Genomic DNA, 25,507 nt, shown 5'->3' with positions numbered 1-25,507 from the left:
CCGACGTGACCTCCACCACGACACCGGGCGGGGCCCGCGTAGCGGCCCCCGCCCGGCCGGACGATTTCGCCGCGGCGCTGCTCACCCCCGAGGCGCGCCGGGACCCCTACCCGTTCTACGCCCGCATGCGGCGCGAGGACCCGGTCCACCGCAGCGCGCAGGGCATCTGGTACCTCACCCGGTACGCCGATGTCGAGGCGGCGCTGGGCGACCTGCGGCTGTCCAACGACCGGGACCGGATGACCCGCGCCTACAGCGCGCTCGGCGGCGACCTCAAGGCCCTCAGCCGGCTCACCGAGCGACTCGGCCGGGTGATGACCAACACCGACCCGCCGGACCACGCCAGGCTGCGCAAACTGACCAACAAGGCGTTCACCGCCCGGCGCGTCGAGGCCCTGCGCGACGGTGTCCAGCGGATCGTCGACCGGCTCGTCGACGAGGCGGTCGCGGCCGGGCCGACCATGGACCTGATCGAGGCGGTCGCCTCTCGGCTGCCGATGTCGGTCGTCTGCGAGCTGTTCGGCATCCCGGACGAGGACCGTCCGCAGGTCAAGACCTGGTTCCGCCGCTTCGGCCGGCTCAGCGAGGACATCGACAAGTCCGAGGCGGCGATCGAGCAGTACGAGGATTACCTGACCGGGCTCATCCGGCAGCGCCGGCGTGCACCGGGCGACGACCTGATCAGTGCCTTGGTCGCCACGCAGACGCAGGACGACCGGCTCACCGACTCGGAACTGCTGGCCACCTGCTTCATCCTGATCACCGCCGGCGACGAGACCACCACCCACCTGATCGGCAACGGCGTGCTGGCCCTGCTGCGCCACCCGGACCAGCTGGCCCGGCTGCGCGCGGACCCGGGCCTGATCCGCGGCGCCGTCGAGGAACTGGCCCGCTACGACACGGTGACCCAAGCGGTCGTCAGGGTCGTCGCGGAGGACCTGGAGATCGGCGGACGCAGGCTGCGGGAGGGCGAGTTGGTGTACCTGTTCCTCGGTGCGACCAACCGTGATCCCGAGCGCTTCGAGCACCCCGACCGGCTCGACCTGACCCGCCCGGGCAACCGGCACCTGAGCTTCGGCCACGGCCCGCACTTCTGCCTCGGCGGCCCGCTGGCCAAGCTCCAGGCGGAGGTGGCCGTCGGCACGCTGGTGCGCCGGCTGCCCGAGCTGCGGCTGAGCGACGGAGCGGCGCTGGAATGGCGGCTCAACCCGCTGCAACGGCGGCTGAGCATCCTCCCGCTCGCCTTCTGACCCTGAACGACACGAAGGAGCAGTACCGACCATGGCCCGAGAGTTCGAGGTCCGCCGGGAGCAGGACCTGCCCGCCACGCCCGAGCAGGTCTGGGACGCGGTGGCCACCGGCGCCGGCAACCTGGGTTGGCTCTACCCGATGGAGGTCGAGCCGCGCGCCGGCGGGAAGGCCACCCGGGGCGACGCCACCGTCCTGGCCTGGGAGCCACCACGGCACTTCGCCCTCCGGGCGACCCAGGACGGCGGGTTCTCCAACACGCTCAGCTACCACATCGAGCCGGCCGGTGGAAGAACGAGCCACCTGCGGATGGGAATCCACTGGGTGCACACGGGCGTCGTCGACGAGGCGTGGGCCTGGGACGCCAAGTCGGACGCGGCCGAGAAGCACGTCGACTTCTACCAGCACGCACTCGCCGAGTACCTCCGGCACTTCGCGGGCCGCCCCGCCGTCTACGTCAGGGCGGCGCACCCCGAACCCACCGCCGACCCGGCTGACTTCGCCGCCCTGCGCCGACGCATCGGCCTCGCCGACGACGCCGCCGTCGGCGACCGCTTCACCCTCCTCGCACCCGGCTCGGACGGTGACCCCGTGGAGGTGGTCGTCGACTGGCTCAGCGCCGACTTCGTCGGCCTGCGCGGCCCGGACGCCCTGTACCGGTTCTTCAACGGCAGCACCTGGAAGGTGCCGACCTGGCTCGGCCACCACCTGTTCGCCGAGGGCACCGACGAGCAGCAGTCGACCAAGGCGTGGACCGCCTGGCTCAACGACACCCAAGCGCAGGAGCGGTGATGGAGACCTCCACGCGGACACTGCTCTTCGCCGCGGAACTCGTCGAGGAGGACGGCAGCTACGCCCTCGTCGTCCAGGACTTGAGGCGGGGCACGGTCCAGACCACCCCGGTCCCCAAAGCCATGGTCGACAAGCTCCCGGCCTTCCTCTCCGCGCTCGCCGCCAAGCTCAACCCGATCCCGCCGCGCCGCCGCTGGTAGCGGCTTCGGAAGGCCGGCCCGGAGCGGATCGCCGGGCCGGCCCCAGTAATACGGCTGGCCCGGGCCCGCCCCAGTATTACGGCTGAGGGTGTCTGCCGATCGCACAGCGCGGTCCGCACCGAGTGGATGGCGAGGCGAGCCGTTCCGCCCTGTCACTCTCCTGCCGGATGCCGGCAAGGTCACCCGTTCGGCCGCGCGGCGGGGGCGTTGCCGGGCGACGAGGGATTGGATCGGAGAATCCGAGCGTCTCTTCGGCGCGGCAGTACCCGACCCGGCGTCATGGGCACCGGCTGCGCCCTCATCTGGAAGCGGGCGGGCCATGAGCGAACCGGACACGGGACTGCCGGGAGAAGGACTGCTGGAACTGGACCTCGCGGACGGCATCCCCGCGGAGGCGTCGGCGCGGCGGCTGTACGAGGAGATGCTCTTCCAGCGCGCGGTGCAGGCTTTCGCCCTGACACTGCCGGCGGTGAACGTGATCGCGATGCGCGATGCCTCCGAGAAGCAGTTCGGAGCCGGTTACCACGTCCTGCCGGTCTGGAAGGACCGGATGGACGCCCGGTGCAAGGTGACCACCCCGAACGCGGACGTCATCTACGCGATGAGCTACCTGGACCTGAAGAAGGACGGCCCCCTGGTCGTCCAGGCCCCGCCCAAGGTGCTGGGGCTGTTCACCGACTTCTGGCAGCGCTGCCTGAGCGACGTGGGCCCCTCCGGCCCCGACGCCGGACAGGGCGGCGACTACCTGCTGCTGCCCCCCGACCACCAAGGGCCGGTCCCCGGCGGTTACCACGTGGTGCGCTCCACCACCTACCACGTGTTCCTGTTCTGGCGAACCGTCCTGGTCCCCGGTGACGACGGCCCCGACACCGCCCCCGGCGTCGCCATCATCGAGCAGACCCGGATCTTCCCGTTGCGCAGCCGCGAGCAGGACCGCCCGGCCATGCAGTTCCCCAACGCCTCCGGCGTCGAACTGGACATGCTCTTCCCCCGCGACGGCACCTACTTCGACAAGCTCGCCCGTTTCGTGCAGGACGAGCCGATCGGCATGACCGACATGGTCACCCGCGGCATGCTCGCCACCCTCGGCATCATCAAGGGACACCCCTTCCAGCCCGATGAGCGGCTGCGGGCGATCCTGGACCGGGCCGGCCGCATCGCCCCGCGGATGGTGCTGTCCATCCCGCAGACCGACGCCCTGCCCAACGCCTTCTACTACGACAGCGGCTATTGGCGGGCGTGCTTCGGCGGGGTCGACGAGGACTTCCACACCGCCACCTACCTCGACGTCGACTCCCGCGCCGCCTTCTTCATCTGGGCCTATTCCACCTCACCGGCCATGGTCGGCCCCTTCGTCGGGCACGGCAGCAAGTACCCCTTCTCGCTGCGCGACGCCAACGGCGACCAACTCACCGGGGGCCGCTCCTACCGCCTGCACGTGCCCGCCGACGTGCCGGCCGCCCTGTACTGGGCCGCGACCCTCTACAACGCCGACGACGCCTCCATGATCGACAACGGACGCCCCTTTCCGTCCGTCAACTCCCTGGACACCCTCACCTACAACACCGACGGCTCCCTCGACCTGTACTTCGGCCCCACCAGGCCCGAGGGCGCGGCCGACGCCAACTGGATTCCCACTCTCGCAGGCCGCGCGTTCTTCATCCTGTTCCGCCTCTACGGACCCACCCAGCCCTTCTTCGACCAGACCTGGCGCCTGCCTGAGATCGAACCCCTCACCTGAACAGGGCGGCGCCCCTTGCCGTAGCCGGAACCGGTCGTCGTGGCCGGCAGCCGGACGGGGCTGGACGGTTCCGGACGCGTCCGTTCGGGCTGCCGTCGTCACGCCGTGTCGTGTGCCGCGCTCAGGCGCTGGAGGGTGGTGCGGGTGTCGGAGGCCAGGAACAGCACACGCAGAACGGTCCGCGGCGGCTCGCCGGCGTGACGCACGGGAGGCGGCCAGATCCGCTCCGTCCACCAGCACCCGGCACATCTCGAACGCCGGATCGGTCCGCCAATCCCTCACACCACATGCCGCCATCGAATCCCCCCAGATTCGATCACGCCTTGCCTGCCCGTCAGCCCCCGAAGACCTTCACCACCGGTCGTTCCGGGTCATAGGCGGCCCAGCCGGGGTCGCCGTCGCGGGCGAACGCGATCCAGGCTCCGTGCATCGCCTGGGCAAGATCCTCCGGTGCCGGGTCCGGGCCCAGCAGTCCGGTGTCGCCGTGCAGCCATGGCTCGTCGGCGAGGTCGAACACGTAGGGCAGCTCGATCGTGTGCGTGGCCCCGAGCCGGCCGTCAAGGGCCGTCGAGCGTTGGGCGAACGAGTAGACGTGCGTCCGGCGGCCCGACATCCGCGAGTGCGCCCTGGCCATTCGGGCGGTGCCGGCGCCGAACAGCGCTTCGCCGAGCAGTGCCGAGCGCAGTTCACCGGGCGTGGCGTCCGGGTGTGCTGCGGTGCGGGCCGCGACCGCTGCGGCGGGTTCCGCGTACGCCGCTGCGGCGAGGGTGAGGACGTCGGCTTCGGTGGAGGTCTCCAACTTGCCCTGGGGCACGAGGTACAGGTTCCCCTCCTCGGTGTTGCCGCCGATGAGCACGGAGACCTCGGCGGCAGGTCCATCGCCCAGCGCGTCGGCGGGCTGGACGGGCAGGACCAGGCTGAACGGGCTCAACCCGAGCAGCGGGTCCCTCGCGGTGGCGGTGCGCAGGTCGAGTCCTGCCAGCTCCGGCATGATGCCCAGGAAGCGCTCGTCCGGGATACCGGCGAACTGCTCAGCGGTCGCCTGGACGCCGAGGGCATTCGCCGCCGCCGCGGTGACCCGCTGGGCCTGCTCGGGGGTGAAGGCACCTGTGCCGCTGCCGCTTTGGATGATCGCGCGGCGGAACAGGCCGCCGGCCTGCGGTACCGCGAGCAGCGCGCCGGTGATCGTCGCGCCCGCCGATTGCCCGAAGACAGTGACGTTGCCGGGGTCACCGCCGAAGGAGGAGATGGCGTCACGCACCCAGCGCAGCGCAGCCAGCACGTCGAGCAGTCCGCGGTTCGCCGGGGCTCCGGGCAGATCGAGGAAGCCGGGAATGCCGACCCGGTAGTTCATCGTCACCAGGACGACACCGTCGCGGGCGAAGGCCCTGCCGTCGTACAGCGCGGCGCGGGTGGAGCCGGTGACGAACCCGCCGCCGTGCACGAAGACCATGACCGGGCGCTTCTCGCCGTCTGCGGCCGGGGTGCGGATGTCGACGGTCAGGTACTCGTCGCCCGGTACCCAGCCCGGTCCGAAGTAGGGGCTCATGTCGAGGCGGCCGAAGGCGCGGGCGGGCTGTGGTGCCGTCGGTGAGGGCCGCGTGGCGTTCCTGACTCCGGACCACCCGGAGTGCGGTAGGGGCGGGGCGAAGCGTCGAGCGCCCAGCGGTGCCGCCGCATACGGGATCGCGCGGTACAGGTCATCGAACCGGTCGCGCAGACCGCGCACGGCGCCTGAAGGTGTCTCGACGACCGGGTGTGAGTGCTGGGGCACGGAACTCCTCCTTTCGATCTCGGTGCTTCACGCGATGCGGGAGAACCCCGCCCATTCCCTGATCGCGAACTTCGAGCCGTCCCTCTCGACCTCGACCGCGCCGTGGCCGCCCAGGTGGGCGGGGAGGACAAGGGCGTTGCTCTCGGCCGCGCGGCCGAGCAGCTCGTGCCTGGTCGCTCGTGCCTGGACCGCGTCCTCGCAGAAGCAGGAATTGGTGTCCGGCTCCATGATCTGCAGCGCGGTGTGCACCAGGTCCCCGACGAAGAGCGCACGATCGCGACCCGACTCCAGCGTCAGGACCGACGAACCCGGGGTGTGGCCGGGCGCGAGATCCAGCCGCAGGTTCTTGTCGATCCGGTAGGAGCCGTCCCACAGTTCGGCCAACCCGGCCCGATGCACCGGGGCGACACTGTCCTCGAACACGTTCTGGTTGCCGCGGCCGAGGAGCGGTCGGTGGCCGTTGGCCGGGTTCCAGAAGTCGAAGTCCCGCCGAGGCATGAGGTACGTGGCATTGGGGAACGTCGGTACCCACGTGCGGCCGTCGAGATAGGTGTTCCAGCCGACGTGGTCGATGTGCAGGTGTGTGTTGACCACGATGTCGACGTCTTCGGGCCGGACGCCGGCCGCCGCGAGGTTGTCGAGGTAGTCGGTGTCGAGGCGGTTCCAGACCGGCGCGTACGGCCGGTCCTTGTGGTTGCCCACACCGGTGTCGACGAGGATGGTGCGCCCCTCGCTGTGCAGAAGCCAGGACTGGATCGCCGAGTTGCACTCGTTCGCGGCCGGGTCCCAGAAGTCGGGCACCAGGACGGGGCGGTGCTGCCCCCACGCCCCGTCGGGGCTGTCCGGGAAGAACTCGGCCGGAGCCATCCCCACCGAGCCGTAGTACTCCTTGACGCGAGTGACAGTGACGTCACCCAGGGTGATGCGCTGCATGGTCTTCCTCATGGTCGGGCGCATGGCCGGGTGCTCCCGAGCTTGGGCGCTGTCACCCCGGGCAGCCAGTCCCCCTGGGTCCTACCCCTCTCAGGGAGTGGCTGAGTCCGCTGCCGCGTCGCACACTGCACGTATGGACGGACCTGGCCCACTGGGCGACTTCCTGCAGGCGCGCCGGGCTCAGCTCCGGCCGGAGGACGTCGGACTGCCCGCCTTCGGGCCGCGCAGGGTGGCCGGGCTGCGCCGGGAGGAACTGGCGCAACTGGCCGGCGTCAGCTCCTCCTACTACACCCGGCTCGAACAAGGACTGTCCCGCGGCGCCTCGGCCGAGGTGCTGGACGCCATCGGGCGGGCTCTGCGACTCGGTGACCACGAGCGCGATCACCTCGCGCGGCTCGCCGATGCTTCGCGCCGTACGACCCCGGTGCGCCGACCGCGACCGGAGAAGGTCGCGGACGAGACATGGGACCTGATGCGCGCGCTGGACGGTGTCCCGGCTCTGGTACTCGGCCGACGCACCGATGTGCTCGCCTGGAACAGCCTGGGCCATGGACTGCTCGCCGGGCACCTGGACCCGCTCGCTCCGCAGAGCTCGGGGCGCCGCCCGAACATGAGCCGGATGCTGTTCCTCGACCCGCACTGCCGTGAGCTGTACCGGGACTGGAACCGCAAGGCGCGCGCGGTTGTGGGCAACCTGCGCACCGCAGTGGGCCGGCACCCGGAGGACCCGCTGCTCGCGGAGCTGATCGGCGAGTTGACGATGAAGAGCCCGGAGTTCGTCGCACTGTGGCGGGACCACCGCGTGTCGGCCTGCGACGCGGCGTCCTACGACTTGCACCATCCGGCGATGGGACCGCTGACGATCACGCAACAGACGCTGGCGCTCGTCCGCTCGCCGGAGCAGGTCCTCGTGGTGTGCACGACACCCGCCGGGTCCTCGTCGGAGGCCGCTCTCGCACTGCTACGGCAGACGGGCGAGACGCGCCCGAGCGAGGCGAAGTCGGCCCGTGCCTTGACCACCAGGCCGTGATCCGGCTCGTCCACATGCCCCGCGACCTACGGCACAGGGCTCTCCCTCGGACGTGGCCACTGATGGCGAGGACGAAGCCGGTCAGGCGCGGTGGCAGGGATCGCAGCCAGCGGGGGCAGGGCGAGCCGTTGCGTCGGGAGCTCGTGGCCCCCGCACCGGGCCCGTCACCGTCCTTTCCGGTCGCCCTCGGAGAGACGGCCGCGTCCCGCCACATCAAGGCCATCCCCTCCGGCGCGCAGCGGAACGACGGCTGGTCACTCCCGCGTCGAGCCGGGTGCTCGCTTGCCACGAGTGCCCGACTTCCCTTTTCAGCCGATGGACTTGGGCCGGGTCGCGCTGCTGGGGGGCGGACCGTGACGGCTCTCGCCACGTCACCATGGACGTGAGGGACGTGGCGAAACTCCGGGAAGAGCGCGACGCGGGCGCCCGCGGTGGGGGCGGAGCCCCCTCGCCTTGCGGAGCGGCCTACCGCGCGCCCGGTTGTTCAGCTCGGTGATCGCGGTCCCTGCGTGCGGTGCTCACGCTTCCCCGTCGTGGGTGCCACGGTCGCTGTGGGCGAGGAGCCCGCTCTGGTGGCCTGGCGCGTCGGCTCCGCAGGGTCGGAAGCGGGCGAGGTATGCCGGGCTCGGGCCGCGGCGCTCGGTCAGGTGCAGGCCGGCGGCGTCGGCGAGCCGGTGCAGTCGGCCGAAGGGAATCCAGTGCCGGTCGAAGAACTCGCCGATCACCAGCCGCCCGCCCGGTGCCAGCACCCGTGCCGCCTCGCGCAGTACCCGATCCGGCTCGGGGATCTCGCCGAGCGCGGTCACGGCGTATACGGCGTCGAATGTCCCATCGGCGTAGGGCAGTTCACGTGCGTCCGAGCGGGTGGGCCTGACCGTCGCCAGGCCGTCGCGCCCGGCGCGGCACATCACGTGGTCGAGCATCTCCTGCTGGATGTCGAGCACATCGAGCCGTCCCTCCGGCCCGAGCTGCGGGGCGACGTGCAGCGACTGCAAGCCGGTCCCCGGGCCGATCTCCAGGAACCGCTCTCCCGGCCGCGGTTGCAGCACGGCGTCCATCCGATCGGCTGTCAGGAACGGCAACGGCACGTCGAGGAGGCCGCGTTGGGCGTACGGATAGGGCGCCGTGTCGCCCAGCCACCAGGCGGCGGCCAACGCGGCGCCGACGCCGGCGGCGACCGCCCAGCGGGTCCGGGCCGGGAGCGGGGCGGTGGGTGCGGTGGTGATGCGGTGCATGGTGTCCTCCGGTGGATCGATGCGGTTGGTGATCGTTGTTCGTGGGGTGCGGTCGGGCGGTCGGGCGGTCGGCGTCACGCGCGCCGGCTCAACGCCCGCAGCGCCAGCCGGCCGCACAGCGCGGCGAGCGGCAGTTCGGCACCGAGCGCCATGGCGACCGCGGTGGCGAAGTCGCCGCCCGGGGCCGCGGTCGTGGTGTCGAACCAGGCGTCCACCACAAGCAGCGTCGCGGTCGCGGCGGCCGCCAGGGCGTGCCGCCGGTCACCGCGGGCGGCGAGGAGGCCGGTGGCGATCAGGCCGAGCGCCTCCAGCGCGTCGAGCCCGACCCAGGCGACCGGCCAGTGCGCCGCGGTCGCGGTGGCCGGCAGACCGGTGGCCAGCACGTACAGCCACGGCAGCAGGGAGAGCCCGCAGGCGACCAGCAGCACCCCGGCCCGCCGCATGCCCCGCGCCGGGCGCGGCTCCTCCGCCTCCTCGTAGAGCGGGATCACCTCGGCGCCGGCCACTTCCTCATCGCACAAAGCCAGTTGACGCATCGTCATCCCCTGCTCCCCGTCGGCTGTCCCCTTCACGTGCTCCAGCCTCCGGCGTGCACCGGGGCGCCGTCAGTCACGCAGGGTTCCGACCCGGGGTGGAGACAAGTGCACCCCCGAACCGGGCGGCAACGTCATGGCGTGGGGATGGCCTGCGGCTTTACCGTTTGACGCATGCGACTCACGACGTGGCTGCGGCTGGTGCTGGGCCGGCCGTTCCGCAGGGCGGGACACCGGACCGCGCTCGTCGCCGCCGGCCTGCCGCTCCACCTCGCCGTGGTGCCCATGTGGATCTGGCTGCTCGGCACGATGGCGGCGTTGGTGCCGGCCGTGACTCCGCTGCCCGTGCTGCTCACACTCGTCGTGACACCCCTGCTGACCGTCGGGCAGCGGTGGCGCTACCGGGCGCTCGTCGGCAAGGACCTCCCGCGCCCCGCCGCACCCAGGCCCGGAAGCACATGGACGTCGCCGGTACGCCGGCTGACCAGGCGGGCCTTGTGGCGGCAGGTCTGCTACCACGCCGTGGCGGGTCCGCTGCTCGCCGTCCTGGACGTCGCCGTCCTCGCCGTCTGGGCCACCGCTCTCGTGGCCGCCTCCCTCTACGTGTGGATCTGGGCGCTGCCCCCGCAGTGGCGGGTCACCGACCTCGGGTACACCACGCAGGCCGTGTACATCACCGCCGGCGGCCTCGTCCTGCTGTTCCTCGGGCCCCGGCTGACCGGCGCTCTGGTGCGGCTGGACACCCGGGCGGCCGAGGTCCTGCTCGGCCCCAGCCGCACGGAGAAACTCGCCCGCCGGGTCGCCGACCTCGCCGAGAGCCGGGCCGGCGTGCTCGACGCCGCCGACGCCGAGCGGCGGCGGATCGAGCGCGACCTGCACGACGGCGCCCAGCAGCGCCTCGTCTCACTCGCCGTCAACCTGGGCCTGGCCAGGGCCACTCTCAGCGACCTGCCGGAGGACGCCCGCAAGGTGATCGACGAGGCGCACCGCGAGGCGAAGGAGGCGATCGCCGAGCTGAACAACCTGGTGCGCGGCCTGCATCCGGCCGTCCTTGAGGACCGCGGCCTCGACGCCGCGCTGTCCGGGGTCGCCGCCCGCCTCCCGATCCCGGTGCGCGTGGCGGTGGACCTGCCGCGGCGCCCCTCACCCACGGTCGAGGCCGTCGCGTACTTCGTGGTCTCCGAGGCCCTGACGAACGTGGTCAAACACGCCCGGGCGACCCGGGCGGATGTGACCGTGGAGCGGATCAGGGAGACAATGCGGGTGGTCGTCGCGGACGACGGCGCGGGCGGCGTGGATCTCGCGGCGGCCGGCGGCGGCACCGGGCTCGCCGGGCTCGCCAGGCGCGTCGCGTCCGTCGACGGCACGTTTTCCTGCCGCAGCCCCGCCGGGGGCCCGACCGTCATCACCGTGGAGCTGCCGTGCGCGCCGTGATCGCCGAGGATTCCCTCTTGCTGCGCATCGGCGTGGTCAAGGTGCTGGAGGCGGCCGGCTTCGAGATGTGCGCGCAGGTCACCGACGCGGAAGGGCTACTGGCGGCCGTCGAGGAGCACCGTCCCGACATCGCCGTGGTCGACGTGCGCATGCCGCCCGGCTTCACCGACGAGGGAGTACGTGCCGCGCTGGTGATCCGCCGCCAGTACCCGAGTACCGCCGTGCTCGTGCTGTCGCAGTACGTGGAGGAGCGGTACGCCGCCGATCTGCTCGCCACCAACACCTCGGGCGTCGGCTATCTCCTCAAGCAACGGGTCGCCGACGTCGAGGAGTTCACCGAGGCGGTACGCCGGGTGGCGGCCGGCGGCACCGCGCTCGACCCGCAGGTCGTCGCGCAGTTGCTGGTGCGCCGGCACAGCGATCCGCTCGACCGGCTGACACCGCGCGAGCGGGAGGTGCTGGAGCTGATGGCGGGCGGCCGGTCCAACTCCGGCGTCGCCGCCGAGCTGGTGGTGAGCGAGAGCGCTGTCGCCAAGCACATCAACAGCATCTTCACCAAGCTCGACCTGCCCAAGGCCGACGCCGACCACCGCCGCGTCCTGGCGGTGCTGCGCTTCCTGGGCGTTGCGACCGCGTAGCACGCGACCCTGCCCGTATGCCCGGCCGACAACGGAGCTGGTCGCCACTCGGTGGGGAATGCGGCAACAGCTCTGCCGCGCCGGGAGTCGAAGGCGGCAGCCGTCGTGCGCGGGGCCATGGCACAGGTGGGGCCGGTCATCACTGGTGCCCCCGCGGTCTTCGGTGCTGGCCGCGGCGGCTCGGGCTGGTCGGTCGGCTGTTGTCCGGAGCCGGGGAGGACCGGCCGGAAGCAGCCGAGGCCGCCTGCGGGCTGCGCTCTCCGGGAGCCGACGGGGAGCGTGGGACCGGGCGGTCCGTCGGGTCACCGACGATCCGCCCGGTCACCGAACCTGCCTGCGTGCTAGCTTCCCGCCGCCGGGGTGCCGTCCTGCGCCAGCGCGAAGACGTGGATGTCCTTGTCGGTGGGCAGGGTGATCGACGCGACGACCTTCGCCGGGTCGACCGGGACGGTCTGCTCGTCGACGTAGAAGGCGTGGTCCTGCCTGCCGAGCGCCTGGTTGCGGTAGGTCATCGCGGAGACCTCGGTGTTGCCGGTGCCGGGTGCGGTGCCCCAGTCCGACTGCGCCAGCTTCTCGGTGCCGCTGCTGCCGTCGGTGTAGTGGATCGTCACCGTGCCCGAGTGGGCGCCGTCCGTCGCCGCGCCGAGGAAGCCGATCACGGTGGCACCGGACCGGTGGGGCAGCAGGACGGTCTGGCCGAGGGCGCGCACGTTGTCGTTCTCGCACGGCCGTGCCTGCGGCCAGGTGAAGGTGAGGCCGCCGACGGTCACGGGTGCGCCGGGGGCGAGCGGGTGCGGCGAGGCCGTGGCGAGCGCGTCGGCGGAGTACGTGTCGGTGCCGTTGTCGAGCGCGCCGCAACCGCGGTTGGTGTCGGGCGAGACGCCCACGTCGTTGAAGTAGTCCGACAGCGCGTCGGTGGGTGCGACGGTGAACTGCCCGCTGCCGGACGTCCCGCCGGGCCCGGTGACCACCGCGACGCTCGCGGTGCTGCCGGGTTCGACCCGCCAGATGTTCGCCGGCCCCGAACTCGTCGAGATCGCCGGGCCGCTGGGCCGCGGCACCGTGAAGGTGACGGACCGGTCCGACCAGTGGTCGATCGTGAGCGTGCCCAGGTCGCCCGCCCCGCCCCAGTTGACGCCGCCGTCGGACAGCAGCAGGTGCCGGCCGCCCGAGGAGGCGCCGAAGCCCGTGCCGGTGAGGGTGACCCGCTGGCCCGGGGCAGCCTGCGCCGGTGTGACGCGGCTGATCGTCGCGGGATGTGACGGGGTGTTCGAGAGCGCGATGTCGTCGACGTAGCCGCGGTAGCCCCCGCTGCCGGCCGGCTGGTCGTAGCCCAGGTCGACGCGGACGATCTTCCGGCCCGCGGCCGCCTTGCCGATATCCACGCTGACCTGGTTCCACCGGCCGAGCGTGAGTTTGCCGCACTGCGACGCGGGCGTGAGCGGGGACCCGCGGAGGGAGTGCAGGGTGCTGCCGTCGGAGAAGACGAGGTCCGGCGCCACGCAACTGCTGTTGTCGCCGCTGACGCCGGTGGCGGACGGGCCGTTGGCCTGCGGGTAGATCCAGTAGCTCAGGGTGGTGTCCCTGCCGACGCGCACCGGCCGGTCGGACAGGTCGAACAGCCGCAGGTAGGCGTGGTCGTCGGCCGCCCCGGTGGCGTGGCCGGAGTACATGAGCGCGTTGGTGCCGTCGTGGTCGTTCTCCTGGCGTGCGCTGGCCTCGGGGCCGGTCGCGCCGCCGTACGCGGTGACGTTCGCGATCCCGCCGCCCCCGGGTGAGGTGTCGACGCTGTCGACCCAGTCCGGTGCGGGCTGACCGTGCTCGAAGCCGGTCTGGAACGGCGTCCCGGCCGGGCGGGCCGGCAGCGGGCGGCGCAGCCCCGCGGTGGCGAGGCCGGTGACCGTGTCGCCGGCGCCGTAGTACATCATCCACTGGCCGTCGTGGAAGAAGATGCTGTTCATCCACGCCGTCTTGGGGGTCTGGCCGTTCCACTCGTACGGCACGTCCGGCGTCGGCGTGAGCACCGCGTCACTGAGCTGGTGCAGCATCCGCGTCGGGTCCTGGCCGGAGAACTCCTCCTCGCTGATCGCGTAGAACCAGCGGCCGTTGGCCATCAGGGTGCCTGCGGTGAACACGACGATGTCGGAGTTGGCCGGCCGGCCCACCACGGTCCGGTAGTCGGTGACCGCGACGGACACCTCGTACGGTTGCCAGCCCTTCGGGTAGTGGATGTCGAGCGGGTCGGCCGTCCGCGCGGTGGTGCTGCCCTTCGCGTGCCAGGTGCGCAGGTCCGAGGAGTACGCGATGTCCGTGCCGGTGTCGCCCTGGCCGAAGTACATGACGTACTCGCCGTTGACCTTCCTCGGGCTGCCGTTCGCGTCGGTGACCACCGCCGCGTCCTTGTTGTTGCCGGCGTTCGGCTCCACCGTCCACGGCGTGCTCCAGTGGACGCCGTCGGACGAGGTGGACTCGGCGATGTCGTACGAGCCCAAGCACGAGCCGTCCGCCTTCGGGTGGACGGACGTGAAGAACGAGTAGTAGGTGCCGTGCAGTTCGAACAGCCGCGGGTCCTCGAGCCCGCACTTGTCCTGCTGGCCGGCCAGCCCGAAGCCGATCACCGGGTTCGCGGCGGTGTCCTCGGTGAAGTGCGTGCCGTCCTTGCTGGAGGCGTAGCCGATCTGCGACGGGCCGCCGTAGGAACCCTGCGCGCGGTAGAGCATCTTGTACTGGCCACCGCGGTAGAGCACGCCCGGGTTGTACAGGGCGCCGGCCTCGTACCCGCTGCCGCTCGGCGTCATCAGAGGGTTGTCCGCGCTACGGGTGAACGGGCCGATGGCCCAGTCCGGAAGGTTCGCGGCGGTATAACTGGCGTCGTCGGCGGCGGTCTTCGTGAGCGACGACGGCGGCGACGGCGTTGACGGCGACGGCGCTCCCGCGGGAGCGGCGCTCACGTGCTCCGGCGGGCGGGGAGCGCCGACCGCCGATGTCGCGGCGGTCGGCGCCAGGCCGACCGCCGCGGCGATCGCACCCACCGCCAGCAGCCGCAGCGCCGTGCGCCGGGGCCGGGCGCGCGGCGGCCGGGGCAGATCCGGCCTCTTCCGCAGGCACGCGACGACTCGATGGAAATCGACCATGACCCCAAACCTCTCAACTCGACGCGAACGGTCCCAGGGGTTCTTCGGAGCGCACCGTGCGGCCACTGCCCGCGGGCAGGGTCTGACAACGTTGTCAGGTGCGCGCCGATACTTCCACCGCGGGCGGCAAGCGTCAAGGGGGGGCGGGGGAGTTCGCTGCGCGGGGGGGTCGGGGGGATCGGGGGGATCGGGGGGGCGGGAACCCGGGTTCGAGGTTCGGGGAGAGAGGGGATCGCGAGGAGCGTGAGCGCCGCCGGGCCGGCTGGTATGACGGACTGGTAGGACGGAGAGGTCGTCCGGCACCGGCCTCCTCTCCGGCCGGGTCGGGAACGGGCCGCGGGTGCGGCAACAGCGCTGCGCGGGGGCCGACATGACGGCCGTGGGGCGTGCGGCGGCCGGCCGCCGTCGCCGCGGGAGGCCGGCCTCGGCGCTCCGCGCGTTTTCGATCAAACCGCCGAGACGTGCGTCTACCGGGCGGTTGCGTCCAGGATTGCTCCTGCCGCGGGGGAACGACAGGTGGGCCGTCACCCGGACCCGCGGGCCGGCCCGTCTCCCGCTCGGCCGGGCGGCCCCGGCGGGCGGGTCGACCGGCCGGTGGTTCGGCCTTGGGTGGTTCGGGATGCGCGCGAGAGGAGGTCCGGCCGCGTTGAAGCTGCGCATGCGCGGGCACCGCAGGGTGCCGGCGGACCCGGTGACCGGGCGGCGCGGTACCTCCGTGCACCGCAAGGTGCTGGTGTCGATCATCGCCGTGACGGCGTGCGCGGTCATGGTCTTCACTCTGCCGCTGGCCGTGGCCGTCAGCCGGATCTACCGTGATGCGGCGGTGGCGCGGCTGCAACGGGACGCGGTCTGGGCGGCGGCCGACGTGTCCGGCGACGTGTCCGGCGACATGTCCGGCCGTGAGGCGGAGCGTCGCATCCGGCCGTCCGGGCGCCGCGGCCCGTCGCGCGGGACGGATCTGGCGGTGTACGGGCCGTCCGGCCGCCGGGTGTGGGGTTCCGGCCCCGCGTCCTCGGCGATCACCGTTCTGGCCCGGGACGGCCAGGTGCACCAGGGGGTGGAGCGGGGGCGGCTGGAGGTCGCCGCGCCGGTGCTGCACGACGGCGCGGTCATGGCGGTGGTCCGGGTGTGGATGCCCTGGGACCCGGTGGCGGACAGCACCCTGCTGGCATGGCTGGTGCTCGCCGCGCTCGGCGCGGTCGTCGTCGCCCTGGCGGCGTTGCTCGCCTGGCGGCTCGCCCGCCGGATCGCGACACCGCTCGAACGCCTCACGGCAGCCGCTCGGGCGCTGGGCGCGGGCGACTTCACCGTGCGCCCCGAGCACACCGGGCTGCGGGAAGCCGACGCGGTGGGGCGGGCGCTGGCCGTGACGGGTCGGCGGCTCGGCGAACTGCTGGAGCGCGAGCGCCGGTTCAGCACCTCGGTCTCCCATCAGCTCCGAACTCCCCTCACCGCGCTCGTCCTCGGCCTGGAGTCGGCCGATCCGTGCACCGAGGGGGAGTGCGGCCGGACCTTGGCCGACGCCGCCCGGCGTGCCGCACACCTTGGCGACACCGTCGAGGATCTCCTGCGCCTGTCGCGGGACACCCACCGGCCCAGCGCGTCCACCGCGGTCGCCTCGCTCCTCGACCGCGTGGTCCAGCGCAACCGCGACGCGGTCCGCGACGCCGGCCGTACGCTCGCCGTCCGATGCGAGCCGGGTCTGCCACCGGTCACCGCGTCGGCGGCCGCGGTCGTCCAGATCATGGACACCCTGCTGGACAACGCGCTGACCCACGGCCGCGGCGCCATCACCGTGACCGCGGCCGACCTGGGCATGGGCGTCGCGCTCGAAGTCGGCGACGAGGGCCCAGGGCCGGCCGGCGACTGGTGCGACGGTTTCGGCGTGGTGCAGCGCGACGGCCGGCGGCACGGTATCGGGCTTCCGCTGGCCCGCTCCCTCGCCGAGGCCGAGGGCGGCCGGCTGGTGCTGCGCCGGGCGGGGCCGCGTACGGTCCTCAGCCTGCTGCTGCCCGCGCTGGAGGCCCCGGAAGCACCGGAGGAACCGGAAGCGGACGAGGAGCCGAGGGCCGAGGAGCCGTGGGGCCGCTACGAGGTCTCGTAGCGGTACCCCCTGCCCCGGACGGTGGTGATACGGGCGGCCTCCGGACCGCAGTCCGCGTCGGCGAGCCTGCGGCGCAGCGCCGACACGTGGACGTCGAGGGTCTTGCTGCTGGTGCCGAACCATTCGTCGTCCCAGACCTCGGCCATCAGACGGCTCCGGCTGACCACCGTGCCGGCCGACCGGGCGAGCGTGGCCAGCAAGTCGAACTCCTTGGGCCGCAGGCGTACTTCACGGTCGCCGATGTGCACGCGGCGGGTGGCCGTGTCGATCCGGGCGCTGCCGATCCTCATCACCGCCGGGCCCGCCGCCGTCGCCCGGCGGCGCAGGTGCGCGCGAAGACGCGCCAGCAGTTCGGTGAGCCGGAACGGCTTGGTGAGGTAGTCGTCGGCCCCCGCGTCGAGCGCCACCACGACCTCGAACTCCTGGGTGCGGGCGGTGAGGACGACGATCACCGTCTCCACCGGGAGGCCGGCGCGCAGCCTGCGGCACAGGTCGACGCCGTCCATGTCCGGCAGGCCCAGGTCGAGCAGGACCAGGTCGGGCGGCAAGCGTACGGCCTGCTCCGCGGCCTGCCCGCCGTTCGCCGCCAGCGCCACGTGATAGCCGTGGCTCACCAGCGCCCGGTCAAGCTCCGACGCGATCTCGGTGTCGTCCTCCACGACCAACAGCTCAGCGATAGCCATGTGCCGCAAGGTAAACCATTTTTCGCATTCGGCGGAGGTTGCCCTCATACGGGCGTGCCTACGGTGGTTCGGCAGCCATCGTCCAGGTGTACGCACCCGAAGAAGGGACCCGCAGGCATGAGCCTCTCCGCACCTCCCCGTCGCGGACCACTCGACGACTGCCTGGTCGTCGACCTGTCCCACGCGCTGGCCGGGCCGCACGCGGCTATGCTCCTCGGTGACCTGGGAGCGCGGGTGATCAAGGTCGAGAAACCGCGCGTGGGCGACGAGACCCGAGGCTGGGGCCCGCCGTTCGCGGGGCCGGCGCCGACCCGGGAGTCGACGTACTTCCTCTCCTGCAACCGCAACAAGGAGTCGGTCACCGCCGATCTGTCCACCGCCCAGGGCCGCGATCTGCTCGACCGGCTGATCCGCCGTGCCGACGTGCTGGTGGAGAACTTCCGCCCCGGCGTGCTCGACCGGCTCGGCTTTCCCCACGAGCGGCTGCGGGAGGCGAACCCGGCACTGGTCGTCCTGTCCATCAGCGGCTTCGGTCACGACGGCCCGGCCGCCGGGCGCCCCGGCTACGACCAGATCGCGCAGGGCGAGGCAGGTCTGATGAGCCTGACCGGCGAGCCCGGCCACCCCACGAAGGCCGGTGTGCCGATCGCCGACCTGATGGCGGGCACCTACGGCGTGCTCGGAGTGCTGGGCGCCCTGGCCGACCGCCGCGCGAGCGGACGGGGGCGGGTCGTGCGCACCTCGCTGCTGTCCGCGGTCGTCGGCGTCCACAGCTTCCAGGGAACGCGCTGGACCGTCGCGGGGGAGGTGCCGCGCGGCAGCGGCAACCGGCACCCGGCGATCGCGCCGTACGGCCTCTACCGGTGCGCGGACGGCGACATCCAGATCGCGGCCGGCAGCGAAGCCCTCTGGCAGGCGGTCGCAGGCGTCACCGGACTCGACCCGGCCGACCCGCGCTACGCCGCCAACGCCGACCGGGTCCTGCACCACGCGGAACTGGCCGCCGACCTCGAAGCCGTACTCGCGCACGGCACCGTCGCCACGTGGACCGCCAGCTTCGACGCCGCCGGCGTGCCGGCCGGCCGCGTCCGCACCCTCGACGAGGTGTACGACTGGGAGCAGACCCGGCAGCAGGGCCTGGTCATCACGGTGGACCACGCCACCCTCGGGGCCATCGAACTGCCGGGAACGCCCTGGCACTTCGACGACCCCGAAGGTTCCCCCCGGCACACCGCGCCACCGGTGCTCGGCCAGCACGACTCGTCCGTTCGCGCCTGGCTCGACGGACTCGACGAGGTCGACACCGCGAACGGCAACGACGTCCGCGTGACGATCGGGCCGGGCGCCGCGCGCCCCGCCGGCGCACCCCGCTGAGCCACCCGCACAACCCCGCTCAGCGGCCCGCACGCCGGCCGCCGGAAAGCCACGAGGTCACCGCCATGCACGGCACCGCGTCACCACCGGGAACGCCCGGCGCGCCCACCACGCCAGGACGGCGGCGGGTCCGCCCGCCCCGTATCGACCCCTACGTCGCCGCACTGTTCGGCACGGTCGGGGTCGCCGCGCTCCTCCCGGCGACGGGCGCCGCCGAGGCGCCGGTCGGCACCGCCTCGAACCTTGCCATCGCCGGGCTGTTCTTCCTCTACGGCGCCCGGCTGTCCTCGCGTGCGGCCGTCGACGGGCTGCGGCACTGGCGGCTGCACCTCACCGTCGCCGGCAGCACGTTCGTCCTCTTCCCGCTGCTCGGCCTCGCCGCCCGCGTGCTCGTGCCGGACGTCATCGCCCCCGACCTCTACCCCGGCCTGCTCTTCCTGTGCCTGCTGCCCACCACCGTGCAGTCCGCCATCGGCTTCACCGCGATCGCCCGCGGCAATGTGGCGGCGGCGATCTGCGCCGGGACGTATTCAAGCCTGCTCGGCATGCTCGTCACGCCGTTCCTGGCGGCGGCGCTGCTCGGCTCGGCGGTCGCGATCCCCGCGGGACGTTTCGCGGTGATCGGCGCGGAGTTGCTGCTGCCGTTCCTCGCCGGGCATGCCCTGCACGGCCGGATCGGGCCGCTCCTCGCCCGGCACGGGCGGCTGCTCGGCCTCGTCGACCGGGGGTCGGTGCTGCTGGTCGTCTACACCGCCTTCAGCCAGGGCATGGCACAGGGCATCTGGTTCCGCGCAACCGTGCCGCGGCTGGCCGCGCTGCTCGCGGTCGAAGCCGCGCTGCTCGCCGTGGTCCTCGCGGCGACCGCGGCGGCGTCGGCGCTGCTCGGGTTCGGCCGGGCGGACCGCGTGGCGATCGTCTTCTCCGGCTCGAAGAAGAGCCTGGTGAACGGCCTTCCGATGGCCGCGGTGCTGTTCGGGTCGCGGGCGGGGCTCACGGTGCTGCCCCTGATGATGTTCCACCAGCTGCAACTGGTCGTCTGTGCCGTCATCGCACGCCGGTGGCCCCTCCGGCGCCCGGTCCGTGTGCCGGGCCCGAGCCTTGCCCGTCCCAGTCGCCCAGGTCCCTGAGTTCCTCCTTGCCGCACGGCGTGCCGCGGATCTGCCGGTAACTGCCGCCGATCCGGTAGGTGCCGGGGGCCGGCGCGTAGAGCCGGCTCCAGGAGCCGTCCGACGTCACGCAGCCGTGCTGGTCGTCCCGCGCGCCCTCGACGCCCAGCACCGGGGACCACGGGATGCGCAGCAGTACCGAACCGGCCCGGGACATCCGCACCGTCAACTCGGCCTGACCTGCCTTCACCACCACGGCCGGCGGATCGGCCAGCGGCTCGGCACCGCTCACCTGGTACACCTGCCAGTCCGCGTTCTGCCACAGCGGGTGCAGCCAGGGCTGGTCGGTGGCGACGAGCTTCGCCTCGGTCACCGCGGCGAAATCCGGTTGGCCGGACGGCAGTATGACGTAGTCGACACTCCAGCGGCGCAGCCAGTCGCGGTAGGCGTCGGCGGTGAGCGTGCCGTGGTAGAAGAGCGGGTTGCGTTCCTCGTCGGCCTGCCGGTTCCAGCCACGGGCCAGGTTGACGTAGGGCGACAGACCGGAAGCCTCCCAGTGCGAACTCATCGGTACCACCTCGACTCGCCCGCGGTCGGCCCGGATCTTCCGCAGTTCGGAGATGAGCGGGCCCGCGTGCTCGACGGTGGCGGGGAGCGCACGGGTCGTCACCTGATCGTAGACCGGCTCGACGATCTGCCAGGTCGCCACGGCGCCGAACGCCAGCCACAGCGCCATGGACCGCCGGGTCCCCCTGGTGCTGCCCATCGCCACGATCAGCAGGACGGTGCCGCCGAAGAGCAGCGCCAGCCGCTCCACGTTGCTGCCGATGGGTGACGGTATGGCCCAGGTGACCAGGACGCCCAACGCGTACACCGACGCCCCGAGTTGGACCGAGCGCCAGGACTTCGGGACCACCAGCGAGATCGCGCCCGAGACGGCCAGCGGGATGATCGCCAGGTACCAGGCGAAGGGCTGCACGCCGTAGAAGGGGAACAGCAGCGAGGTGGTCCCCACCACCAGGGGCGGGGCCGCGGCCAGGACGAAGGCGTCCGTGCGTCGCTTGTCCAGGAACAGCGCCGCCGCGACCACCAGTACGAACAGCCCGGCCACCGGGCTGCACATGGTGGCCAGCGCCCCCATCGTGGTGGCGGCCGTCAGCCGCCAGAAGCGGCCCCGGGCGGCCAGTTCGGAGGGGAACAGCAGCGCGGTCGCCACCAGGCCGAACAGCACGCCCAGCGCGAAGGTCACCCGCCCGGAAACGGCGTCGCACCACAGGGCGAACACCGTCCACAGCACCGGCACCAGCGGCCGTTTCACACCGGCGCGCACCAGTACCGTCGCGGCCACCGCCGTCGACAGCGTGCCCGCGACGACCGCGCTCGTGCGCACGCCCAGTACCGCCATGATGTACGGGGACAGGATGCTGTACGAGGCGGGGTGTATGCCGCCGTACCAGGACAGGTCGTACGACGCCCAGGGATGGGCCCGTATGAAGTCCGTCCAGGCGTACTGCGCCGCCATGTCGCCCGAGTCCTTGGCCAGCAGCAGCGCCCACAGCAGGTGCAGCGCGGCGGCAGCGGCCGTGGCGAGCAGGACCGGGTGCCGGGGGCCCGCCAGGTCCAGGAGCGCGCTCGGGCCACGTCGAGCGCGGGATCGCGCGGGCTGCCAGGTGATCACGTGACTTCTTCCGGTCGGGGGGACACGTCTCATGGTGAGCGGGTCCAGTCATGGTGAGCGGGTCCAGCGGTGGGGTGCCGGGACCCGCTTCCACACGGGCCTGCCGCCGCGGTGGAACCGGAGCGGTGAACCCTGCTGCGCCGCCCGTGTAATGACTGCGGGTCAGCTTCTGTGCCGACTGCTGAGGGGGGAGGGGCCGGCCGCGAACAGGCCGTCGAGATGCCGAGCGGCCGGGAACAGGACGGCAGTTCGCGCAAGCCCGCTGCCGTGTGGGCCGCGCCGTCGCGTACCGGGGACAAGGAGCAGCAGCGGGCCGGCCGGTGGCCGGTGACCAGACCTCAGCCGCACAGGCGGGTGAGGATCGTGGGGTGGGCGGGCCCGCCGGCCGCCTGTCTGCGTACGGCGCCCGCGGCCACCGGACCGTCGGACGACCACAGGGCCGCGGGCACCTCGCCCGCCAACACGCCAGGCGCCCGCCGGTCTTCGGCCGGTCCCGCCTCTTCGCCCATACCGCTCGCTCCGTTCACCCGCGCCGCCGCGTCGACCGTGCCGTGGTCGTTCTTCCCGCGCTCGCACACCGGCAGCGGCTCCCGCGCCCGGCGGTGTGCGGCGGAGGATGGCGATCAGGGTACTTCGACTCCCGCAAGTTGTGGGACCGGCCCGGTGGTCGGAGCTTCGCCCCCGTCCGCCGAGGCCGGCCACGCGGCCGATCCCTCACCGGCCACGCCGGCGGAATCCGGGTCATGGTCCGGCCGAGCCGGACGGCCGCCCCCTCGCTGTCGCCGCCGATGACGTGTCCGTACGGCTGCGGAACCTGCGCGCGGGGGCCCGCCTGGAGGAACTTCCCATGCCCCCGCGGGTCCAGCACCGCGGGCTCGCGAGGAGTGGAGCACCCGTCGTCGGGTTCGGAGCGACATCGCGGCGGTCGAAAGCCGGCGGCCCGCGGTCAGCAAGGACGCCGGGAAATCCACGGACCGTACTCGCCCCTTCGGGTGAGGCGGCGGATCGGGTCGGGCGTGTCGGGCCCGTGAGCCATCGCGGGGGGCCTATTCACGTGTGGGGCGGACCCAGTCGGCCAGACGGACCAGGATGCCGATCGCGCCGATGAACGCGATCAGGAGACCGACCACCCAGAGATCATCGTCGACGAGACCAAGGGTTGAGATGCCGCAACCGACCAGGAAGAACGCCACGGGCGTCAACACCTGGACCCCACCTCCTCACGTGCGCGCCGTCCGTCGAGCGGGCCCCCGGCCCGCAGGCCGCGAGCCACGTCCCGCCTGCGCGTGGGAACGGTGACCGTCGGCGGGCTGGCCCAGCTGGCCGGCGCGGTACCGGCCCGCAGCCAGATGGGGGCGTCGCTCGGTTTCCACATCATCTTCGCCTGTTTCGGCATCGCGTTCCCGTCGGTGGTGCTCGTCGCGCACTGGATCGGGCTGCGGCACGACGACCCGGTGGCGCTGCTGCTGGCCCGCCGCTGGTCCAAGGTCATGGGCGTGCTCGGGGCGGTGGGCGCGGTGTCCGGCACCGTGCTCTCCTACGAGCTCGGTCTGCTGTGGCCGGGGCTGATGGGGCGGTTCGGCGCGGCCTTCGGCATCCCGTTCAGCATCGAGGGGATCTTCTTCTTCGTCGAGTCCATCTTCATCGGCATCTACCTCTACGGCTGGACCCGCCTGCCGCCCTGGGTGCACTGGTGGACCGGGGTGCCGATCGCGGTCGCCGGCATCTTCGGAGCGTGGGCGGTGGTGGCCGCGAACTCCTGGATGAACCAGCCCGCCGGATTCACCCTCCACAACGGGCAGATCACCTCCGTGCGCCCCTGGTCGGTGCTGTTCAACCGGGCCAGCGGCTACGAAGTGCCGCACATGCTGCTGGCCGCCTACATGGTGACCGCCCTGACCGTGGCCGGCGTCTATGCGACGGGCCTGCTGCGCGGCCGCCGTGACCGCTACCACCGGCTGGGCTTCGCGGTCCCGTTCGCCGTCGGCGCCGTCGCCGCACCGTTCCAGATCGCGGTCGGCGACATCGCGGCGCGAGCGGTCGCCGACGACCAGCCGGCGAAGTTCGCCGCGATGGAGCTGGTCCCGCACACCGGCCGCTACGTCACCGAGTGGCTCGGCGGCATCTACACCAACGGCCACGTCTACTTCGGCGTCGGCGTGCCCTGGGCGGACTCCCTCCTGGTGGGCTTCTCGCCGAGCACCCGGGTGGTGGGCTGGGACAGCATTCCACCGGAGTACCGCCCGCCGCTGGCCAACCTGCTGCACCTGGCGTTCGACGCCATGGTCGGCATCGGAATGGTGCTGCTGGTGCTCGGCGCCTGGCAGGGGTGGGTGTGGTGGTTCCACCGCCGGGTGCTGCTCACCCGCTGGTTCCTCGTGCCGGCGGCGCTCTCCGGCGCCGGCGCGATCGCGGCGATGGAGTGCGGCTGGATCGTCACCGAGGTCGGCCGTCAGCCGTGGACCGTCTACAACGTCCTGCTGACCCAGGACGCGGTGACCCCCTCGCGCGGTGTGCCGGTCACCTTGGGGGTGATCCTCGCGGTCTACGCGGTGCTCACCGGCATCTCCGTCTTCGTGCCGTGGCTGATGGGCCACCGCTGGCGCACGGAGCCGCCCGCGGCGGAGGATGCCGAGGCCACGCCCTACGGACCGCCGACCGATCAACCCGAGAGGGCACGGCTGTGACCGCCTCGTCCGAAGCGATCGGGGTCGGGGTCCTGCTGGTCGCGGTCATCGCGGCGTACGCGCTGTTCGCCGGCGCCGACTTCGGCGCCGGCATCTGGGATCTCCTGGCCGGCGGCACCCGGCGCGGGGCCGGCCCCCGCGCGGCCATCGACGCGTCCCTGACGCCGGTGTGGGAGGGCAACCACGTCTGGCTCATCTTCGGCCTGGTCATCACCTGGACGGGGTTCCCGCAGGCGTTCGCCGCCGTGATGACCGCGCTGTTCGTGCCGCTGTTCGTCTCGCTGATGGGCATCGTGCTGCGCGGCGTCGGGTTCGCCTTCCGGCACGAGGCTCGGCGGCTGCGGTTCCGGCAGCTCGCCGGGGCGGTGTTCGCGGTGTCCTCCCTGATCACGCCGTTCTTCCTCGGCACGGTGATCGGGGCAGTCGTCACCGGCCGGGTGCCGGCCCGGCCGTCCGGGAACCTGCCGTCCGCCTGGACCACGCCGACCGCCCTGGTCACCGGCTTCCTCTTCACCGCCGCGTGTGCCTACATCAGCGCCATCTATCTCGTCGGCGACTCCCACCGCCGCGGGGACCCGCGGATGGTGACGTACTTCGTCCGCCGGGCGGCGGCCGCCGGTGTCGTGACCGGCGTGCTGGCCGGGGTGAACATGCTCCTGATGCGGGACAGCGCGACATACGTGTCCGACCGGCTGACCGGCGACGCGCTCCCCCTGGTCGCCCTGTCGGTCGCCGCGGGCGCCGCCGCCCTGGTCCTGGTCCTGTTCCGGCCCACCCGGATCGCGCTGCTGCGGGTGACCGCCGCGATCGCGGTGGCGGCCGTCGTCGGCGGCTGGGGGTGGGCGCAGTACCCCTATCTGCTGCCCACCTCGCTGACCCTCGCGGCCGGCAGCGCGCCCACCGCCGCGGCCCAGGCCGAGTTCGCCGTCGCCGCACTGGCCGCCCTGCTGGTGGTGCCGTCCTTCGGGTACCTGTACTGGCTTCAGCAGCACGGCCGGCTCCAGGAGGGTTCCTCCGCGAGCCTGCGGGCGGCGGCGAGCCCCGGGGATCTCGCGGTACCGGCCGCCGAGCCGCCGGCACCCCGCAAGGGTGGGTTCCTCACCGGTCTGATGCTCACCGCCGCCATCGTCGACCTGGTCCGTGACGCCCTCGCCAGACGACGCGGACGCCGGCCCTCCTGAGC

At 72.7% G+C, this 25,507-nt stretch carries 21 protein-coding genes; 12 read left to right on the top strand and 9 right to left on the bottom strand.

The window, feature by feature from the left end; all coding sequences use genetic code 11:
• The first annotated feature begins 5 nt into the window (after positions 1–5).
• The 4 genes from ACIPAE_RS08915 to ACIPAE_RS08900 all read left to right on the top strand — a co-directional run bounded on the left by ACIPAE_RS08915 (position 6) and on the right by ACIPAE_RS08900 (position 3,981).
• The gene (locus ACIPAE_RS08915; RefSeq protein ID WP_329372868.1) at positions 6–1,250 is read left to right on the top strand and encodes a cytochrome P450; all 1,245 of its coding nucleotides are present in this window, start codon (positions 6–8) and stop codon (positions 1,248–1,250) included.
• 31 nt (positions 1,251–1,281) lie between these two features.
• Entirely contained in the window at positions 1,282–2,040 is a 759-nt protein-coding gene (locus tag ACIPAE_RS08910) for an SRPBCC domain-containing protein (RefSeq protein WP_402443883.1), read from the top strand.
• Positions 2,040–2,240 (top strand): hypothetical protein, encoded by a 201-nt coding sequence (locus ACIPAE_RS08905; RefSeq protein WP_329372872.1) that lies wholly within the window; start codon positions 2,040–2,042, stop codon positions 2,238–2,240. Before ACIPAE_RS08910 ends, ACIPAE_RS08905 begins: the two co-directional genes overlap by 1 nt.
• A gap of 319 nt (positions 2,241–2,559) precedes the next feature.
• The gene (locus ACIPAE_RS08900) at positions 2,560–3,981 is read left to right on the top strand and encodes a DUF1254 domain-containing protein (protein WP_329372874.1); all 1,422 of its coding nucleotides are present in this window, start codon (positions 2,560–2,562) and stop codon (positions 3,979–3,981) included.
• A 334-nt stretch (positions 3,982–4,315) separates the two neighbouring features.
• Here ACIPAE_RS08900 and ACIPAE_RS08895 read toward each other — a convergent pair whose 3' ends face one another.
• On the bottom strand, positions 4,316–5,755 hold the full coding sequence (locus ACIPAE_RS08895; RefSeq protein WP_402443880.1) for a carboxylesterase/lipase family protein: 1,440 nt from the start codon (positions 5,753–5,755) through the stop codon (positions 4,316–4,318).
• A 27-nt stretch (positions 5,756–5,782) separates the two neighbouring features.
• Entirely contained in the window at positions 5,783–6,688 is a 906-nt protein-coding gene (locus ACIPAE_RS08890; protein WP_329372878.1) for an MBL fold metallo-hydrolase, read from the bottom strand.
• 133 nt (positions 6,689–6,821) lie between these two features.
• Between ACIPAE_RS08890 and ACIPAE_RS08885 the strand changes: the two genes are divergently transcribed.
• Positions 6,822–7,718 (top strand): helix-turn-helix transcriptional regulator, encoded by an 897-nt coding sequence (locus ACIPAE_RS08885; RefSeq protein WP_402443878.1) that lies wholly within the window; start codon positions 6,822–6,824, stop codon positions 7,716–7,718.
• A 518-nt stretch (positions 7,719–8,236) separates the two neighbouring features.
• Here the strand turns inward: ACIPAE_RS08885 and ACIPAE_RS08880 are convergent.
• Both ACIPAE_RS08880 and ACIPAE_RS08875 read right to left on the bottom strand, forming a co-directional pair.
• Positions 8,237–8,953 (bottom strand): class I SAM-dependent methyltransferase, encoded by a 717-nt coding sequence (locus ACIPAE_RS08880; RefSeq protein WP_402443876.1) that lies wholly within the window; start codon positions 8,951–8,953, stop codon positions 8,237–8,239.
• Between the two features lie 74 nt (positions 8,954–9,027).
• Positions 9,028–9,495, bottom strand: a complete 468-nt coding sequence (locus ACIPAE_RS08875) for a hypothetical protein (protein WP_402443874.1) — start codon at positions 9,493–9,495, stop codon at positions 9,028–9,030.
• A gap of 165 nt (positions 9,496–9,660) precedes the next feature.
• On the opposite strand from ACIPAE_RS08875, the gene ACIPAE_RS08870 reads away from it, so the two are divergent.
• Both ACIPAE_RS08870 and ACIPAE_RS08865 read left to right on the top strand, forming a co-directional pair.
• Positions 9,661–10,920 carry a histidine kinase gene (locus ACIPAE_RS08870; RefSeq protein WP_402443872.1) on the top strand — a complete coding sequence of 420 codons (1,260 nt, stop codon included), beginning with the start codon at positions 9,661–9,663 and terminating at the stop codon, positions 10,918–10,920.
• On the top strand, positions 10,908–11,558 hold the full coding sequence (locus tag ACIPAE_RS08865) for a response regulator transcription factor (protein ID WP_329372885.1): 651 nt from the start codon (positions 10,908–10,910) through the stop codon (positions 11,556–11,558). The genes ACIPAE_RS08870 and ACIPAE_RS08865 overlap by 13 nt, the downstream gene beginning before the upstream one ends.
• A gap of 341 nt (positions 11,559–11,899) precedes the next feature.
• On the opposite strand, the gene ACIPAE_RS08860 is transcribed toward ACIPAE_RS08865, so the two are convergent.
• Positions 11,900–14,692, bottom strand: coding sequence for a hypothetical protein (locus tag ACIPAE_RS08860; RefSeq protein WP_402443870.1), 2,793 nt, complete (start codon positions 14,690–14,692; stop codon positions 11,900–11,902).
• 646 nt (positions 14,693–15,338) lie between these two features.
• Here ACIPAE_RS08860 and ACIPAE_RS08855 point away from each other — a divergent pair.
• Positions 15,339–16,796 carry a histidine kinase dimerization/phospho-acceptor domain-containing protein gene (locus ACIPAE_RS08855; protein ID WP_402443868.1) on the top strand — a complete coding sequence of 486 codons (1,458 nt, stop codon included), beginning with the start codon at positions 15,339–15,341 and terminating at the stop codon, positions 16,794–16,796.
• On the opposite strand, the gene ACIPAE_RS08850 is transcribed toward ACIPAE_RS08855, so the two are convergent.
• A complete protein-coding gene (locus tag ACIPAE_RS08850; protein ID WP_329372891.1) occupies positions 16,781–17,479 on the bottom strand; it encodes a response regulator transcription factor in 699 nt (232 codons plus the stop codon). The two genes, ACIPAE_RS08855 and ACIPAE_RS08850, sit on opposite strands and share 16 nt — an antisense overlap.
• A gap of 117 nt (positions 17,480–17,596) precedes the next feature.
• On the opposite strand from ACIPAE_RS08850, the gene ACIPAE_RS08845 reads away from it, so the two are divergent.
• Together ACIPAE_RS08845 and ACIPAE_RS08840 are read left to right on the top strand one after the other, a co-directional pair.
• Positions 17,597–18,853, top strand: coding sequence for a CaiB/BaiF CoA transferase family protein (locus ACIPAE_RS08845; protein WP_402443867.1), 1,257 nt, complete (start codon positions 17,597–17,599; stop codon positions 18,851–18,853).
• Between the two features lie 65 nt (positions 18,854–18,918).
• Positions 18,919–19,980 carry a bile acid:sodium symporter family protein gene (locus ACIPAE_RS08840; protein ID WP_402443865.1) on the top strand — a complete coding sequence of 354 codons (1,062 nt, stop codon included), beginning with the start codon at positions 18,919–18,921 and terminating at the stop codon, positions 19,978–19,980.
• Here the strand turns inward: ACIPAE_RS08840 and ACIPAE_RS08835 are convergent.
• From ACIPAE_RS08835 to ACIPAE_RS08825, 3 genes are all read right to left on the bottom strand, one after another.
• Positions 19,898–21,637, bottom strand: coding sequence for an MFS transporter (locus ACIPAE_RS08835; RefSeq protein ID WP_402443863.1), 1,740 nt, complete (start codon positions 21,635–21,637; stop codon positions 19,898–19,900). The two genes, ACIPAE_RS08840 and ACIPAE_RS08835, sit on opposite strands and share 83 nt — an antisense overlap.
• 338 nt (positions 21,638–21,975) lie before the next feature.
• Positions 21,976–22,215 carry a hypothetical protein gene (locus tag ACIPAE_RS08830; RefSeq protein WP_402443861.1) on the bottom strand — a complete coding sequence of 80 codons (240 nt, stop codon included), beginning with the start codon at positions 22,213–22,215 and terminating at the stop codon, positions 21,976–21,978.
• Between the two features lie 468 nt (positions 22,216–22,683).
• Positions 22,684–22,830: a hypothetical protein gene (locus tag ACIPAE_RS08825; protein ID WP_328460051.1), complete on the bottom strand. Its 147-nt coding sequence runs from the start codon at positions 22,828–22,830 to the stop codon at positions 22,684–22,686.
• A gap of 93 nt (positions 22,831–22,923) precedes the next feature.
• Between ACIPAE_RS08825 and ACIPAE_RS08820 the strand changes: the two genes are divergently transcribed.
• Positions 22,924–24,324: a cytochrome ubiquinol oxidase subunit I gene (locus ACIPAE_RS08820; RefSeq protein ID WP_329372904.1), complete on the top strand. Its 1,401-nt coding sequence runs from the start codon at positions 22,924–22,926 to the stop codon at positions 24,322–24,324.
• The gene (locus ACIPAE_RS08815; protein WP_402443859.1) at positions 24,321–25,505 is read left to right on the top strand and encodes a cytochrome d ubiquinol oxidase subunit II; all 1,185 of its coding nucleotides are present in this window, start codon (positions 24,321–24,323) and stop codon (positions 25,503–25,505) included. The genes ACIPAE_RS08820 and ACIPAE_RS08815 overlap by 4 nt, the downstream gene beginning before the upstream one ends.
• The last annotated feature ends 2 nt before the right edge of the window (positions 25,506–25,507 follow it).

Origin of the sequence: Streptomyces sp. NPDC087270, assembly GCF_044744625.1 — a bacterium.
Classification (GTDB): Bacteria; Actinomycetota; Actinomycetes; order Streptomycetales; family Streptomycetaceae; genus Actinacidiphila.
The sequence above is the reverse complement of the archived record's forward strand: the minus strand, read 5'-3'. Positions and strand labels throughout refer to the sequence as shown.

What these genes read in the sequence shown, in the direction of transcription:
- ACIPAE_RS08870 (WP_402443872.1), top strand. Translation starts at nt 9,661, where the DNA reads ATGCGACTCACGACGTGGCTGCGGCTGGTGCTGGGCCGGCCGTTCCGC.
- ACIPAE_RS08905 (WP_329372872.1), top strand. Translation starts at nt 2,040, where the DNA reads ATGGAGACCTCCACGCGGACACTGCTCTTCGCCGCGGAACTCGTCGAG.
- ACIPAE_RS08900 (WP_329372874.1), top strand. Translation starts at nt 2,560, where the DNA reads ATGAGCGAACCGGACACGGGACTGCCGGGAGAAGGACTGCTGGAACTG.
- ACIPAE_RS08910 (WP_402443883.1), top strand. Translation starts at nt 1,282, where the DNA reads ATGGCCCGAGAGTTCGAGGTCCGCCGGGAGCAGGACCTGCCCGCCACG.
- ACIPAE_RS08860 (WP_402443870.1), bottom strand. Translation starts at nt 14,692, where the DNA reads ATGGTCGATTTCCATCGAGTCGTCGCGTGCCTGCGGAAGAGGCCGGAT.
- ACIPAE_RS08880 (WP_402443876.1), bottom strand. Translation starts at nt 8,953, where the DNA reads ATGCACCGCATCACCACCGCACCCACCGCCCCGCTCCCGGCCCGGACC.
- ACIPAE_RS08845 (WP_402443867.1), top strand. Translation starts at nt 17,597, where the DNA reads ATGAGCCTCTCCGCACCTCCCCGTCGCGGACCACTCGACGACTGCCTG.
- ACIPAE_RS08875 (WP_402443874.1), bottom strand. Translation starts at nt 9,495, where the DNA reads ATGACGATGCGTCAACTGGCTTTGTGCGATGAGGAAGTGGCCGGCGCC.
- ACIPAE_RS08890 (WP_329372878.1), bottom strand. Translation starts at nt 6,688, where the DNA reads ATGCAGCGCATCACCCTGGGTGACGTCACTGTCACTCGCGTCAAGGAG.
- ACIPAE_RS08885 (WP_402443878.1), top strand. Translation starts at nt 6,822, where the DNA reads ATGGACGGACCTGGCCCACTGGGCGACTTCCTGCAGGCGCGCCGGGCT.
- ACIPAE_RS08850 (WP_329372891.1), bottom strand. Translation starts at nt 17,479, where the DNA reads ATGGCTATCGCTGAGCTGTTGGTCGTGGAGGACGACACCGAGATCGCG.
- ACIPAE_RS08840 (WP_402443865.1), top strand. Translation starts at nt 18,919, where the DNA reads ATGCACGGCACCGCGTCACCACCGGGAACGCCCGGCGCGCCCACCACG.